Here is a 12,644-nt window from a genome sequence, read left to right as displayed (position 1 = left end):
GGGGTCCGAAAATGGCAGTAGTCGGGACACCGCTCGAAGGTTTGAGCATCTTGGTCGTGGAAGACGATTACCTGGTGGCGCTCGCGCTGTCCGCGTTGCTCGAAATTGCAGGGGCAATCGTCGTCGGGCCGGTGGCGTGGGCGCAGGACGCGCTGGCGGTCCTCGACGACGACGAACATTACATCGACGTTGCCATTCTCGACATCGACCTCAACGGCGAGAAATCATACGCCGTAGCGGATGAACTGACGTTGCGTGAGATCCGCTTCATCTTTGCAACGGGGTACGGTGTCGATTCGATCGATATCGCCTACCGGCATCATCCGCGTTGTCAAAAACCCTTCGATCATCAAACGCTCTTCAACACGCTCGCACTGAGCGGGCGTTGAAGAATCGCGCTCACCGTTTCGGCTTGCCCGAAGTGAATGCTGTCACCGCATCACGAAAAGCCGCGCTTCCATAGACTTCCTCGATGATGTCTTCGTCCGCGAAGCTCTGGTCGATCACGATGCGCCGTAGGCTCTCCTTTACCGCCTTCTGCGTGATTGGCGACAACGCCATGAGCCGCTCGGCAAGCGCATGCGCGCTGGCATCGAGCGCGTCTTTCGTCACCACCGAATATACGTAGCCGCACGCCAGGACCTCGTTCGCTGCGAGAAAGTCGGCGAGCATCAGCATGCGCTTGACGCGCGGCACGCCGAAAGCCGCATGTAGCCGCGCGATATTGCGCGACGAAAGCGTGTTCGAGAGCGTCTTGGCAATCGGTGCGCCGAACCGGGAGTTTTCGCTGCACACGCGAAAGTCGCAGGCCGTGGCGAGCGCGAGACCACCGCCGACCGCCCAGCCATCGATCACGGCGAGCGTGGGAAGCGCGATGCGCTCGACTGTATCGATCACGCGCTCGACCAGCGCTTCGTAGGCCACGCCATCGCGTCCGCCGCGAAAGTCCTTGAAGTACTCGATATCCGTTCCCGCGATAAACGACTTGCCGCCCGCGCCGCGAAAGAGAATGCAGCGCACGTCACTATTGCGCTGACATTCGTCGATACGCGCGAGCAGCGCTTCGTACATGGGAATCGACATGGCGTTGTGACGCTCGGGCCGGTCGATGACGATCTCCGCCGCGCCCGATGCATGCAGCGTAAGCCGGACATGTTCGCTCATGGCTTCATTCCACTGGTTCCGTTGATCTCCGCGAGGATCTCTTCGTTATGTTCGCCGAGCAGGGGCGGATGGCGGCGCACGGTCTGCGGCGTCCCGAGCAGCTTGACCGGAAAGCCGATGTTCTTCACCTTGCCTTCGTGCGGATGATCGATTTCCATTGCCATGCGGCGATGCGTGGCATGTTCGCTCTCGAATGCTTCCGGATAAGTCAGGATAGGGCCGGCTGGAATGCCGGCCGCGAGCAGGGTATCGACCCATTCCGCGCTGTCGCGCTTGGCGAACTCCTCTTCGAGCACTTGGATCATGGCCTCGCGGTTTTTCAGGCGCAGCGAGACGTTCGCATAGTCGGCGTGGTCGATCAGATCGGGCCGCTCTAACAACCCGCACAGCTTCGTCCACAGCTTCTGGTTAGTCGCGCCCATCACGAAGTAGCCATCGCGCGCCTTCACGGCCTGATACGGCGCGCTCATCTTGTTGCTGGTGCCAAGCGGTGTCGGCGGCACGCCCGTGCCCCAGTATTCCGACATGTCCCAGATCGAGAAGGCCATGACGGAATCGAAGAGAGAAGCGTCGATATGCTGACCGACGCCCGATTTTTGCGCGCCGATATAAGCCGACAACAGCCCCGACACCGCAAAGAGCGCGCAGCCGATATCCGCCACCGGCACGCCCGCCTTGACCGGCTTGCCGCCGGGATATCCCGTCACGCTCATGACGCCGGACATGGCCTGAGCCATCAGATCGAAGCCGGGCCGCGTGGACCACGGGCCGCTTTGCCCGAAGCCCGAGATGCTCACATAAACGATCTTCGGGTTGATCTCCCGGATCGACTCGTAATCGATACGAAGCCGCTGCACCACGCCTGGCCGATAGTTCTCGACGATCACATCGGCAGTTTTCGCGAGCTTGTAGAAGAGCTCGCGGCCTTCGTCGCTCTTCAGGTCCAGCGTCACCGAACGCTTGTTGCGGTTCATGTTGAGAAAGCCCATGCTGTCGGGCCCTTTCATCTTGAAACCCATCGCGCCGCGCGTCTGATCGCCTTCGGGCGGTTCCACCTTGATGACATCCGCGCCCATGTCGGCGAGCAGCATGCAGGCGAACGGTCCTGCCATGACCTGGCTTACGTCGAGCACGCGGATTCCGTCCAGGGGGAGAGGTTTTGTCTGGGTCATGTCGATTGGTTCGGTGGAGAAGGGCTTCGACCTGCGGCGCGGGTCATGCCTTCACTTTCGACCACCGCTTGCAATGCCGCAAGGCTTGCGCGGGCAAGGCTGGTTTCGCAATTCGCGAAAGCCTCGAGCGTGCTTACTCGTTCAGACTAGTCGCGTGCGTCGAGCAACTCGGCCACGACGCGTTGAAGCGTCTGTTCCTGAGCGTGACCTTCGACGCAAGAAAGCACGTAGCTGCGCTTATGCCAGTCGCCTGCAATCTCCTGCGACGCAATCGCGCGTTCCGGGTGAAAGCTGCGCAGCACAGCCGCGGGCATGAGGCCGACGCCCAAGCCCTGACGCACCATCACGAGCATGGTGTCGAAGCCGCTCACGGCGTAATTGTTCGCGAAAAGTCGTCCCCGGCTCTGATGTGCGCGTTGCAGCGCGGACAGAATGGCGGAGCCTTTGCCGAGACTGATCACGGGCAAGTCCATGATCTCGTCGATACCGAGCGGCGCATCGTCGAACTGAAAATGTTCGGTGCTATACACAAGTTCGAGCCGGTCTTCGCGATACGGCACGCGGTCGAGGTCGAGAAAGCCGCTCTTCTTTTCGTAGATGCCGATATCGATGACCTTGTCGCGCAACAACTGCTGAACGATCTTGCTGTTCTCCTCCTGAACCATGAGCGAGATGCCGGGATGCTTGCGCTGAATCCCGGCTATGGCGCCCGCCAGAAACTGCATGACCACCGCCTTCGGCGCACCGATGATGATGCGCCCGTGGCGCCCTTCCTTGAGCGCGCGCGCATCGCCTTCGAGACGGACGATCAGATTGTCGATCTGGCGGATGTAGAGCAGCAGCTTCGCGCCCGGCTCGGTAAGCTGCACACCGTGCGGAACGCGCGTGAAGAGCTTCGCGCCGAGTTGCGCTTCGAGGTCCGATACGCGCCGCGAGGCGGCGGCCACCGCGAGACTGAGCTTGTCCGCGGCGCGCGAGATGCTGCCTTCGTCCGCGATGGCGAGAACCAGACGGATGGTGGTCGTATCGAATTTCACTAAGGCTCCGTTTTGTCGTGCTCGCGAATGTGAAGTGTCCGCGAAGGCCCACCGGACAGGCAAACCCGGTAACTCTGCCCGCGCACGGGTAAACGATTAACCCGCCTCCCGGCTTTGCATTCAGCGAATATAAAACAGCGATGCTATATTGCGCCGAACCGATGCGGCCGAGCTTAAAGCGGCGCATTGCACTGGGTAGACAGCCCGCCATCCGGACGCCAAAGTCCACGGAGGAGACATGAATATAAAGAAAGCGATTGACCGCATTCCAGGCGGTCTCATGCTCGTGCCCTTGCTGCTCGGCGCCTGCGTCCATACTTTCGCGCCGGGCGCGGGCAAGTACTTCGGCTCGTTCACGAACGGGTTGATCACGGGCACCGTGCCGATTCTCGCGGTGTGGTTCTTCTGCATGGGCGCGACCATCGACCTGCGCGCGACCGGCACCGTGCTGCGCAAGTCGGGCACCTTGCTCGTGACCAAGATGGCGGTTGCGTGGATCGCGACCATCGTCGCCGCGCACTTCATTCCCATCGATGGCGTCAAGGCCGGTCTCTTCGCGGGCCTGTCCGTGCTCGCCATCACCACGTCGATGGACATGACCAACGGCGGACTCTACGCCGCCGTGATGCAGCAGTACGGCAGCCGCGAGGAAGCGGGCGCGTTCGTGCTGATGTCGGTGGAATCCGGGCCGCTCGTCAGCATGCTGATTCTTGGCGCGACGGGCGTCGCGTTCTTCGAGCCACGCCTTTTCGTCGGCGCGGTGCTGCCGTTTCTGATTGGCTTCGCGCTCGGCAATTTGGACAGCGACCTGCGCGAACTGTTCGGCCGCTGCGTGCATCCGCTGATCCCGTTCTTCGGCTTCGCGCTCGGCAATGGCATCGACCTGCACGTGATCGCGACGAGCGGCTTGCCGGGGGTTGCGCTTGGGTTGGGCGTGATCGTCGTGACGGGCATTCCGCTGATTCTCGCGGATCGCTGGATTGCGGGCGGCAATGGCGCGGCGGGACTCGCGGCTTCATCGACGGCGGGCGCGGCGGTGGCGAATCCGGCGATCATCGGCGAGATGATTCCGCGCTTCAAGCCGCTCGTGCCGGCGGCCACCGCGATGGTCGCGACCGCCTGTCTCGTGACGGCCATTCTCGTGCCGATTCTGACCGCGCTCTGGGTGCGCCGGCATCGGGCGCGTCATGGCCTTGAAGAACAACGTGTGGAAGAACCGGTGCGGCCGCTCGGCGAGCGCGACGTGCACGTGTGATTTCGTGCGGCCGACGAGCCGTCAGGATGGCTCGTCGCTCACGAACAGCATCGAGATATAAAGAATGGTCGAAACGGCGATAAGGCCAACGCCCGTGAACACCTTGGTGCGATTGAATTCGAGCCCGCCGTCGATGGCGATACCAATGCCGAGCACCGAGCCTAGCGTCCCGAAGGCCGCGAGCGCGACATGCGCCTTGCTCAAAAAGAGACGCCGGCGTTTTCTGCCGGCTTCGCTGAAGGGTCCTCGTCGCATCGCTTCTCCATCGGCCATGTAGCCGCGCCGTTATTTGCGTTCCGGATGAAGCAGCAATATCACAAAAATAAAACGTGCTTCGCGAAAGAAAATCGGCGAAGCACGTTCGTATCGACGATGCGTCACTCGACGCTTTCCCAGTGCTCCGGCTCGCCCTTGTCCGTGATACGCACCTTCGCCAGCAAGGGCGTATAGCCGCGCAGCCTGATTTCGCTGACCGCGAGCTTTTCCGAACTGAACACCTGCTCGGTGATCTTCGTGCCGTCGGGATACTCGAGTGTGTATCCATCGATCGGGCCCCATCGGCCCTTGGGCAAGGGTTCAACGTAGATTTGCATCATGATGACTCCGGCTTTGTAGGAAGCGTCGGGCAAGCGCCGTGACTGCGGCTGCCTCTTATATAAGAGCGTAGCCGTTAAGCGTGGCGCTGCATCGAGGAAAATGACGGCTAAATTTGCGCGTTGAATCAGAGGGTTGGAGAGAAAATTCCGCGATGAGAAACGCACCGGGGCGATGTGCAACGCGTGCATGCTGCCACGCAGCAGGATTTCTCACGACACGCGGGCCGGTTTCGTGATGTGGGATCGATGAGTTCACGCGCCGGGCAATTTGCCCGTGCATCGCGAGTCCTGGCACGAGCGTGAGTTCCCTGACGCGCGGCCGTCCAATGGCCGCGCGCGCCGGTAACGTCAACGTCGGTTATTGCGCGAGCGCCGGGTGCTTCATCAACGTCGCCGCAGCGGACGACGATGAAGCCGGGTTCTGCCCGGTAATCAAAAGGCCATCGGTGACGACATAAGGTGCCCAGTCTTCGAGCTTCGAATAGATGCCGCCCTTCGCCTTGAGTTCGTCTTCAACGAGGAACGGCACGACATCGGTCAGTCCGACCGCGGCTTCCTCGGAGTTGGTGAAGCCCGTGACTCGTTTGCCTTCGACAAGCGGTGCGCCCTCCGGCGTGCGGACATGGCGCAGCACGCCAGGTGCGTGGCAGACCAGCGCGACAGGCTTGCCAGCGGCCAAGAAGGCTTCGATCAGGGCGATCGAGTTTTTGTCTTCGGCCAGGTCCCAGAGCGGACCATGACCGCCCGGATAAAACACGGTATCGAAATCGGCTTGCGAGACGAGATCGAGCTTTACCGTGCTGGCAAGCTGCGCGGTAGCCTGCGAATCGGCTTCGAAACGATGTGTCATCTCGGTCTGATTGGCCGGCTCGTTGCTCTTCGGGTCGAGCGGCGGTTGACCACCTTCAGGCGATGCCAGCACGATTTCCGCGCCCGCATCCTTGAAGGCGTAGTAGGGTGCGGCCAGCTCTTCGAGCCAGAAACCCGTCTTGCGGCCCGTGTTGCCGAGTTGGTCATGCGAGGTCAGAACCATGAGCACTTTCATGTTGCATCTCCGTGGGTGAGTAAGGCGAAACCGTAAAGAAGGTTGATGGTGTTAGTAGACCAGTCGTCTAGTAAATGCTTCAAAAAAAGCACCTCTAAAGAAGTGCTGGCACCTCGCTCCCTGCTTCGTCAGGGAGCAAGTCGCAAGATCTGCTGCGTTGTCGTCGTCGCCACTTCAAACGGCTGCGTGTTGCGAACAATCTTCACCATGATGCTGGCGCCGAGCCACAGTTGATACAAGCTCTGCGCAACGCTTTGCGGATCACTTTCGATCGAAAGCGAGCCTTCCGCCACACCGATTTCGATTGCACTTGCAAGACGGCGAACGATCCCTGCCGTGCCGCGCTTCAACGTGGCGCGCATGGCCTCCGACATGTCCGCCACTTCGGCGCCGAGCTTGACCGCGAGACATTTGCCCTGGCAATCGAAGAAGGACTGGGTTTCTTGCCAGATGCTCCAGTAGTTCGTCAGCCGCTGCGCCATGCTCAGTCCGGGCTGCGCTAGCGTCTGGTCGAGGTCGTTCAGATAGTCCTCGAAATAGCTTTCCAGGAGCGCCACGCCGAACGCATCCTTGGAGCCAAAATAATGATAGAACGAGCCCTTCGGCACGCCGGCTTCCGTGAGAATCTCATTCAGGCCGACGGCGGAAAAGCCTTTGGCGCCGATCAACCGTTGACCGACGGCAATGATGTTTTCGCGGACGTCGACGGTTTCTGATGTGTTTGCGGTAGGCATAGGTGGACTTTAGCGTGAAGTAGACCAGTCGTCTAGTTCTTTAGGAAATTTCTTGCCCCTCGCGGACGCCATGTTCGGTCTATGTGCGATTCCTCACACTTTGTTTCAATTTGTTGCAAATAGGCGGGAGGCTTACTGGATAAGGCTTTGCGGGCTGGACGAGGTTGCGAGGGTGTCGGCAGGCCGCCGGGCTTGGTAAAGATTTCAAGCCCCACTCCGTTAAAGAACTCAACAGACAAGGAGCCAAAGCCATGAAGATCGAATCGAACAACACGCCCGCCGCACTCCAATCCGACACCTTTCGCGTAGCAAGCAAACGCGATGTGCAGGCTACGGGCGGCGTGCAGCAAACCAGCGCGACCAACGCAACCAGCTCGAAAGTGACGTTGTCCTCGTTGTCGTCGATGCAAGTCACGGGCGGCGCGGACATCGACGCGGCGAAGGTCGAATCGATCAAGGCGGCTCTGCGTGATGGAACCTACAAGATCGACTCGGGCAAGATTGCGAGCGGCATGTTGAGCACCGCAGGCGATTTGCTCAAGACGACGATGCGTTGATGGGTGGTTAAGCGGAAATGGAGCGCGGACGGCGTAGCGCGAAGCGTCGGGGGACAAAACCAAATGCCCCGTTCAAATGGCATGGCCGATTCTGCAGATTCGTAGTCGAGCGGACCGACGCGTTGCGAGCCCGACACCAATCACTCGCCTGGCGGCCCATACATCTTCGGATTTCTGTGCGGCGCCTCGACACGCTCTGAATGTGAATGATCAGTCGATGCCGGAGCTTGGGTGGCCGACCCTTCGGCTCCAACGCTATTCTCTGGCGATGCCGGCGCACCAGGCACCGCGCATCCCGCCAAAACGATTAGCAACGTCCCAAGCACGGCTTTCAACATTTTGGCACCCTGCATTAACGCACATTGGCAATCGCAGGCATCTCTTTAAACGAGGGCTTGGCGAACAAATAGCCTTGCATCAGGCTCACGCCGGCTGCTTCCAGAAAATCGCGCTCGCCTTGCGTCTCGATGCCTTCCGCGATCACGCGAATTCCCAGATCACTGCAAATCTTCAAGACGCCGGCAACGATCCGCTGACGCACGGTGTCGGTGTCGATGTCGCGCACCAATGCCATGTCGAGCTTGATCAAGTCCGGCTGAAAGTCGGCGAGCAGTGTGAGCCCTGAATAACCCGCGCCGAAATCGTCGATCGCGGTCTGAAAGCCGAACGATTTATACGCGCGGAAAATCTGCACCAGATGCGAACGGCTAATGATGTTTTCACCTTCGATGGTTTCGAAGATGATCTTATTCACCGGGAAGCCGTGTTTTTCGGCGGCCTCGAAGGTACTGCGAATGCATGCCGCAGGCTGATAGACCGCGTTCGGCATGAAGTTGATCGACAGAAAGCTGTCCATGCCCATGCTTGCCGCCTGCTCGATTGCAGTCGTGCGGCAACGTTGATCGAAGTTATAACGGTTCGAGTCGTCGACCTGCGACAACACCGAACCCGCCGATTCGCCATTCGGCCCGCGTACGAGCGCCTCGTAGGCATAGGGACTGCCCGACCGCACGTCGACGATAGGCTGAAACGCAAAGGCCATTTCGATCTGCGCCACTTCGGGGCTATTGCAGCCACCGCAGCGAACGGGGCCGTTTGCCGGCTGTCCCGCCTCGTGAATTTTGATCATGTTTCGTTCGTCTGAAAAGTTGGTCTTTGAAGCGACAGCTTGCCATCTCGCGCCGGCCTTCAATATATCGGACGATGGGACGCGCTTCTTTAACTTCCGGCACCTCCCGCGCTCGCCATGATCCACTTCTCGAAGGAAACCACGGCGTCATCCCCGACGCGGTCTGCGTTGATCACCAGTGTGTAATCGGACGCGCGCCACGCCGGCGCCGCGATCGGGCATACGAGTCGGCCTTCGGCGATATCGCGTCCGATCAGCGGCAACGACGCGAGCGCCACGCCGAGCCCCTCCGCTGCAGCAGCGAGTTGCAGATATGTGTGCTCGAACTCGACGTGCCGGGCCGCGCGCAAGTCCGCCGCGCCCGCCTCCTTGAGCCACGACGACCAACTCGTGCGCGTGCTGGCGGAATGCAGCAGCGCGTGATGACGCAGATCCGCGACGCTTGCTATGGGACGCTGACGCAGCAGCGCGGGGCTGCACACCGGCAAGCGCACATCGGCCATCAACGAGCGCGATACGACGCCCGCGCCTTGTTCGTGACCCGAGCGTATGCCGATATCGAAGGCATCGCCGATATACCGCAACTTGCGCGACGTGGTCGACAACCTGACGTCGATATCGGGAAAGCGCGCCTGAAAATCGGCGAGACGCGGCAGCAGCCAGCACAACGCGAAGCTCGCCAGCGCGTTCACGCGCACGACGCCGGACGCGCGGCGCGTGAATTCGTCGTGCCTGAGGCGCGCTGCCCCGCGTGTGAGACGTTCGAACGCGCTGCTCACGTCGTTGAGGAGTGCCGCGCCTTCATCGGTAAGTTGAACGCCGCGCGCGCGCCGCTCGAACAACGGCACGCCGAACCAGTCTTCGAGCAGCCGTATTTGCTTGCCGACCGCCCAATGAGTGACATGCAGGTCGGCCGCCGCCGCGGCGAAGCTTCCATGCCGGGCGACCGCTTCGAAATTGCGCAACGCATTGAGCGGCGGCAGCCTGTCCCGGTCCTGCGCCAGATTTGCTGGTTCGTCCATGGCGTGACTTTATCTCTCCATTGACGCGATCTTACGTCAATTGAAGGCGCCTTCCTCGAGTCATAAAATTGTCTTTTAGGCCTCGTCACGCCGTCGTCCGGGACACTCATGCGCTTTATTCCGTTTTCCTTGCCGTCTCTGCTTAAAACCGACCGGACCGCGCTTCTACCTTCGCGCGTGCTTTGGCTGTCCTGCGTCGCACACGCGCTGCACGACGGTTACACGGACATGATCTACGCGTTGCTGCCGGTGTGGCAGGCGGACTTCGGTCTGGGGTATGGCGCGCTCGCCATGCTGCGCGGCGTCTATGCCGGAACCATGGCGAGTCTCCAGATACCGGCCGGGCGTCTGGCGCAAAGGCTTGGCAGCCGGGCGACGCTTGCGCTCGGCACGTTGCTCGCAGCCGGTGGCTACGCGCTCGCGGGTATGTCGGGAAGCCTGCTCGGTTTGTGCGTGGCGTTGGCGGTATCGGGAAGCGGGTCGAGCACGCAGCATCCCATTGCATCGGGCGCGGTGTCGCGCGTCTATGGCCGCCGCGCGCGCGGCCCCTTGAGCGTCTACAACTTCTCCGGCGATCTCGGCAAATCGGCATTGCCGGCCGCAATCTCTCTTCTCGTTACGCTGATGCCCTGGCGTCACGCGCTCTGGATCATGTCGGTCCTGGGTTGCGTCGTCGCTGTATCCATTGCACTTTTCTTCCCTGTCGTACCGAGAAGCACGCCGGCCGCCGATGCGCAATCCAGCGGCAACTGCGGCGGCTCAGGACGAGGATTTTCGATGCTGCTCTCGATAGGCGTGCTCGACACCAGCGTCCGCATGGGCCTGCTGACGTTCCTGCCGTTCTTGCTGAAAGAGAAGGGCATCTCTCAACCGATGCTGGGCACGGCGCTCGCGCTGGTTTTCATCGGCGGCGCGGCCGGCAAGTTCGCCTGCGGATGGCTCGGCGCGCGGCTGGGCGTGATCGGCACCGTGCTCGCAACCGAGGGCGGCACGGCGGCCTGCATCGTCGCGGTGATGCTCTGCCCGCTGAGCGTCGCGATGGTCTTGTTGCCGCTCCTCGGCGTGATGCTCAATGGCACCTCGTCCGTGCTCTACGGCACCGTGCCGGAACTGGCGCCACTCGACGGAGCCGAGCGGGCCTTTGCGCTTTTCTATACCGGCACCATTGCGTCGGGCGCGATCTCGCCGGTCATCTACGGTTTCCTCGGCGACCGGATCGGCGTGCACGGCGCCACGCTTGCCACGGCTCTCACGGCCACCGCCATTTTCCCGCTGGCCATCGCACTGCGCTCGCGCCTCGCGCACGAGGCCTAGATCGCGCATGTTCGTGCCAATCCGTCCGCGAACATGCGGGCGGTCGGGCGACCTTGCGTCTTCCTTCTTCGCGCATCAGTTTTATTTATCGGACGCCGCATCACGCAGCCGGCCGATCGCTCGCCAAACCCCAGCAAGCAAAGGCATCGAACGCCGTCGGACGTATCGAATCGCGCCCATCTTCATGGTTTACGCGCAGTTTCCCGCGCAACCGCCAGCCGCTATCTTCCATTCAGTTTTCCGCACCAGACACCGCTGCCGATGGACGCGTAACGCGTCGCCCGGCACCCGAAGGAGCATCACAATGGCTCGCATCATCGGCGGCATTGCTGCCTCGCATACCCCGACCATCGGTTTCGCGTTCGACAAGAACAAGCGCGACGACCCGGTATGGGCTCCCATCTTCGAAAACTTCGCGCCGCTCGCCACATGGCTCGAAGAGAAGCGCCCCGATGTGGTCGTGACGATCTACAACGACCACATCACGTCGTTTTTTTTCGATCACTACTCGGCCTTCGCGCTCGGCGTCGGTCCGGAATGGCGCGTCGCGGACGAGGGCGGCGGCGCGCGCGATCTGCCGCCGATCAAGGGGCATCCCGCGCTCGCGGCGCACATCGGCAACTCGCTCGTGACCGACGAGTTCGATATGTCGTTCTTCCAGAACAAGCCGCTCGATCACGGCTGTTTCTCACCGCTCTCGATGCTTACCCCGCACAAGCCCGACTGGCCGATGCAACTGATTCCGCTGCAAATGGGCGTGCTGCAACTGCCCGTGCCGAGCGCGCGGCGTTTCTACAAGCTCGGTCAGGCGCTGCGCCGCGCCATCGAAAGTTATCCGGAAGACCTCAAGGTCGCGATCATCGCGACGGGCGGCCTGTCGCATCAGGTTCACGGCGAACGCGCGGGCTTCAACAACACGGAATGGGATCACCGCTTCCTCGATCTCTTCGAGCGCGACCCCGAGCAACTCGCCGACATGACGCTCGCCGAATACGCGGAACTCGGCGGCTTCGAAGGCGCTGAAGTGATCATGTGGCTGACCATGCGCGGCGCGCTGTCGAACAACGTTGTGTGCAAGCACCGCAGCTACTACCTTCCGTCGATGGCCGGTATCGCGACCGCCATCTACGAAGGCGAGGACAGCGAGACGAAGCCCGCGATACTCGAACGTCATCGCCAGAAGATGGCCGTGCAACTCACCGATGTCGAGAAGCTGCAAGGCACGTATCCGTTCAGCATCGAAACGGCGGTGCGGGCTTATCGCATCAACGACTATCTGCATCGCATGGTCGAGCCCGCGCATCGCGAGGCGTTCAAGGCCGACGAGGAAGCGAGCTACGAATCAGCGGGTCTGAGCGAACAGGAGCGCGATCTTCTGCGCCGCCGCGACTGGCGCGGTCTTCTTCACTACGGCGTGATCTTTTTCATGCTCGAAAAACTGGGCGCGGTGACGGGCATCGCGAACCTGCATATCTATGCGGCGATGCGCGGCGAAACGCTCGAGGAATTCCAGAAGACGCGCAATGCGCCCGGCGCGCTCTACTCGGTGGCGGGCAAGGGCGCGGGCAATCTCGCCTGGGACAAAGAAGAGAAGAACAAGGCTTGACGGCCAAAACGAT

Annotated in this window: 14 protein-coding genes; 5 read left to right on the top strand and 9 right to left on the bottom strand. The window is 61.3% G+C overall.

The annotated features are described in order from the left end of the window. Nucleotides 1-11 precede the first annotated feature (11 nt). Nucleotides 12-389 (top strand): response regulator, encoded by a 378-nt coding sequence (locus tag QCE79_RS23315; protein ID WP_309848174.1) that lies wholly within the window; start codon nt 12-14, stop codon nt 387-389. Nucleotides 390-399: 10 nt separating this feature from the next. Here the strand turns inward: QCE79_RS23315 and QCE79_RS23310 are convergent, their stop codons facing one another. The 3 genes from QCE79_RS23310 to QCE79_RS23300 form a co-directional block, all read right to left on the bottom strand. Beyond that, complete coding sequence (locus tag QCE79_RS23310; RefSeq protein WP_309848173.1) at nt 400-1,164, bottom strand: enoyl-CoA hydratase; 765 nt, start codon at nt 1,162-1,164, stop codon at nt 400-402. Then, nucleotides 1,161-2,336 carry a CoA transferase gene (locus QCE79_RS23305; RefSeq protein WP_309848172.1) on the bottom strand — a complete coding sequence of 392 codons (1,176 nt, stop codon included), beginning with the start codon at nt 2,334-2,336 and terminating at the stop codon, nt 1,161-1,163. Before QCE79_RS23305 ends, QCE79_RS23310 begins: the two co-directional genes overlap by 4 nt. A 146-nt stretch (nt 2,337-2,482) precedes the next feature. Further along, nucleotides 2,483-3,373 carry a LysR family transcriptional regulator gene (locus QCE79_RS23300; RefSeq protein WP_309848171.1) on the bottom strand — a complete coding sequence of 297 codons (891 nt, stop codon included), beginning with the start codon at nt 3,371-3,373 and terminating at the stop codon, nt 2,483-2,485. 238 nt (nt 3,374-3,611) lie between these two features. Here QCE79_RS23300 and kdgT point away from each other — a divergent pair, with 238 nt between their 5' ends. Next, nucleotides 3,612-4,628, top strand: a complete 1,017-nt coding sequence (gene kdgT / locus QCE79_RS23295) for a 2-keto-3-deoxygluconate transporter (protein ID WP_244830008.1) — start codon at nt 3,612-3,614, stop codon at nt 4,626-4,628. 21 nt (nt 4,629-4,649) lie between these two features. On the opposite strand, the gene QCE79_RS23290 is transcribed toward kdgT, so the two are convergent. From QCE79_RS23290 to QCE79_RS23275, 4 genes are all read right to left on the bottom strand, one after another. Beyond that, nucleotides 4,650-4,883 carry a hypothetical protein gene (locus QCE79_RS23290; RefSeq protein WP_244830009.1) on the bottom strand — a complete coding sequence of 78 codons (234 nt, stop codon included), beginning with the start codon at nt 4,881-4,883 and terminating at the stop codon, nt 4,650-4,652. Nucleotides 4,884-5,005: 122 nt separating this feature from the next. After that, nucleotides 5,006-5,224, bottom strand: a complete 219-nt coding sequence (locus QCE79_RS23285; RefSeq protein ID WP_244830010.1) for a hypothetical protein — start codon at nt 5,222-5,224, stop codon at nt 5,006-5,008. Between the two features lie 358 nt (nt 5,225-5,582). Continuing rightward, nucleotides 5,583-6,269, bottom strand: a complete 687-nt coding sequence (locus QCE79_RS23280) for a type 1 glutamine amidotransferase domain-containing protein (RefSeq protein WP_309848170.1) — start codon at nt 6,267-6,269, stop codon at nt 5,583-5,585. Nucleotides 6,270-6,397: 128 nt separating this feature from the next. Further along, complete coding sequence (locus QCE79_RS23275) at nt 6,398-7,003, bottom strand: TetR/AcrR family transcriptional regulator (protein WP_309848169.1); 606 nt, start codon at nt 7,001-7,003, stop codon at nt 6,398-6,400. A 251-nt stretch (nt 7,004-7,254) separates the two neighbouring features. On the opposite strand from QCE79_RS23275, the gene flgM reads away from it, so the two are divergent. Continuing rightward, on the top strand, nt 7,255-7,560 hold the full coding sequence (gene flgM, locus QCE79_RS23270) for a flagellar biosynthesis anti-sigma factor FlgM (protein ID WP_309848168.1): 306 nt from the start codon (nt 7,255-7,257) through the stop codon (nt 7,558-7,560). A 352-nt stretch (nt 7,561-7,912) separates the two neighbouring features. Here the strand turns inward: flgM and QCE79_RS23265 are convergent, their stop codons facing one another. Further along, complete coding sequence (locus tag QCE79_RS23265; protein WP_250468590.1) at nt 7,913-8,689, bottom strand: EAL domain-containing protein; 777 nt, start codon at nt 8,687-8,689, stop codon at nt 7,913-7,915. An 89-nt stretch (nt 8,690-8,778) separates the two neighbouring features. After that, on the bottom strand, nt 8,779-9,711 hold the full coding sequence (gene gcvA / locus QCE79_RS23260; RefSeq protein WP_309848167.1) for a transcriptional regulator GcvA: 933 nt from the start codon (nt 9,709-9,711) through the stop codon (nt 8,779-8,781). A gap of 108 nt (nt 9,712-9,819) precedes the next feature. On the opposite strand from gcvA, the gene QCE79_RS23255 reads away from it, so the two are divergent. Next, on the top strand, nt 9,820-11,025 hold the full coding sequence (locus QCE79_RS23255) for an MFS transporter (protein WP_309848166.1): 1,206 nt from the start codon (nt 9,820-9,822) through the stop codon (nt 11,023-11,025). Nucleotides 11,026-11,329: 304 nt separating this feature from the next. After that, on the top strand, nt 11,330-12,631 hold the full coding sequence (locus QCE79_RS23250) for a gallate dioxygenase (protein ID WP_309848165.1): 1,302 nt from the start codon (nt 11,330-11,332) through the stop codon (nt 12,629-12,631). Nucleotides 12,632-12,644 lie beyond the last annotated feature (13 nt).

The sequence above is a fragment of the Caballeronia sp. LZ003 genome (assembly GCF_031451465.1).
Taxonomy (GTDB): domain Bacteria; phylum Pseudomonadota; class Gammaproteobacteria; order Burkholderiales; family Burkholderiaceae; genus Caballeronia.
The sequence above is the reverse complement of the archived record's forward strand: the minus strand, read 5'-3'. Positions and strand labels throughout refer to the sequence as shown.

Bases quoted from the DNA above. Each gene is read 5' to 3' on its own strand.
- QCE79_RS23315 (WP_309848174.1), top strand. From the start codon at position 12: ATGGCAGTAGTCGGGACACCGCTCGAAGGTTTGAGCATCTTGGTCGTG.
- QCE79_RS23310 (WP_309848173.1), bottom strand. From the start codon at position 1,164: ATGAGCGAACATGTCCGGCTTACGCTGCATGCATCGGGCGCGGCGGAG.
- QCE79_RS23305 (WP_309848172.1), bottom strand. From the start codon at position 2,336: ATGACCCAGACAAAACCTCTCCCCCTGGACGGAATCCGCGTGCTCGAC.
- kdgT (WP_244830008.1), top strand. From the start codon at position 3,612: ATGAATATAAAGAAAGCGATTGACCGCATTCCAGGCGGTCTCATGCTC.
- QCE79_RS23290 (WP_244830009.1), bottom strand. From the start codon at position 4,883: ATGCGACGAGGACCCTTCAGCGAAGCCGGCAGAAAACGCCGGCGTCTC.
- QCE79_RS23285 (WP_244830010.1), bottom strand. From the start codon at position 5,224: ATGATGCAAATCTACGTTGAACCCTTGCCCAAGGGCCGATGGGGCCCG.
- QCE79_RS23280 (WP_309848170.1), bottom strand. From the start codon at position 6,269: ATGAAAGTGCTCATGGTTCTGACCTCGCATGACCAACTCGGCAACACG.
- QCE79_RS23275 (WP_309848169.1), bottom strand. From the start codon at position 7,003: ATGCCTACCGCAAACACATCAGAAACCGTCGACGTCCGCGAAAACATC.
- flgM (WP_309848168.1), top strand. From the start codon at position 7,255: ATGAAGATCGAATCGAACAACACGCCCGCCGCACTCCAATCCGACACC.
- QCE79_RS23265 (WP_250468590.1), bottom strand. From the start codon at position 8,689: ATGATCAAAATTCACGAGGCGGGACAGCCGGCAAACGGCCCCGTTCGC.
- gcvA (WP_309848167.1), bottom strand. From the start codon at position 9,711: ATGGACGAACCAGCAAATCTGGCGCAGGACCGGGACAGGCTGCCGCCG.
- QCE79_RS23255 (WP_309848166.1), top strand. From the start codon at position 9,820: ATGCGCTTTATTCCGTTTTCCTTGCCGTCTCTGCTTAAAACCGACCGG.
- QCE79_RS23250 (WP_309848165.1), top strand. From the start codon at position 11,330: ATGGCTCGCATCATCGGCGGCATTGCTGCCTCGCATACCCCGACCATC.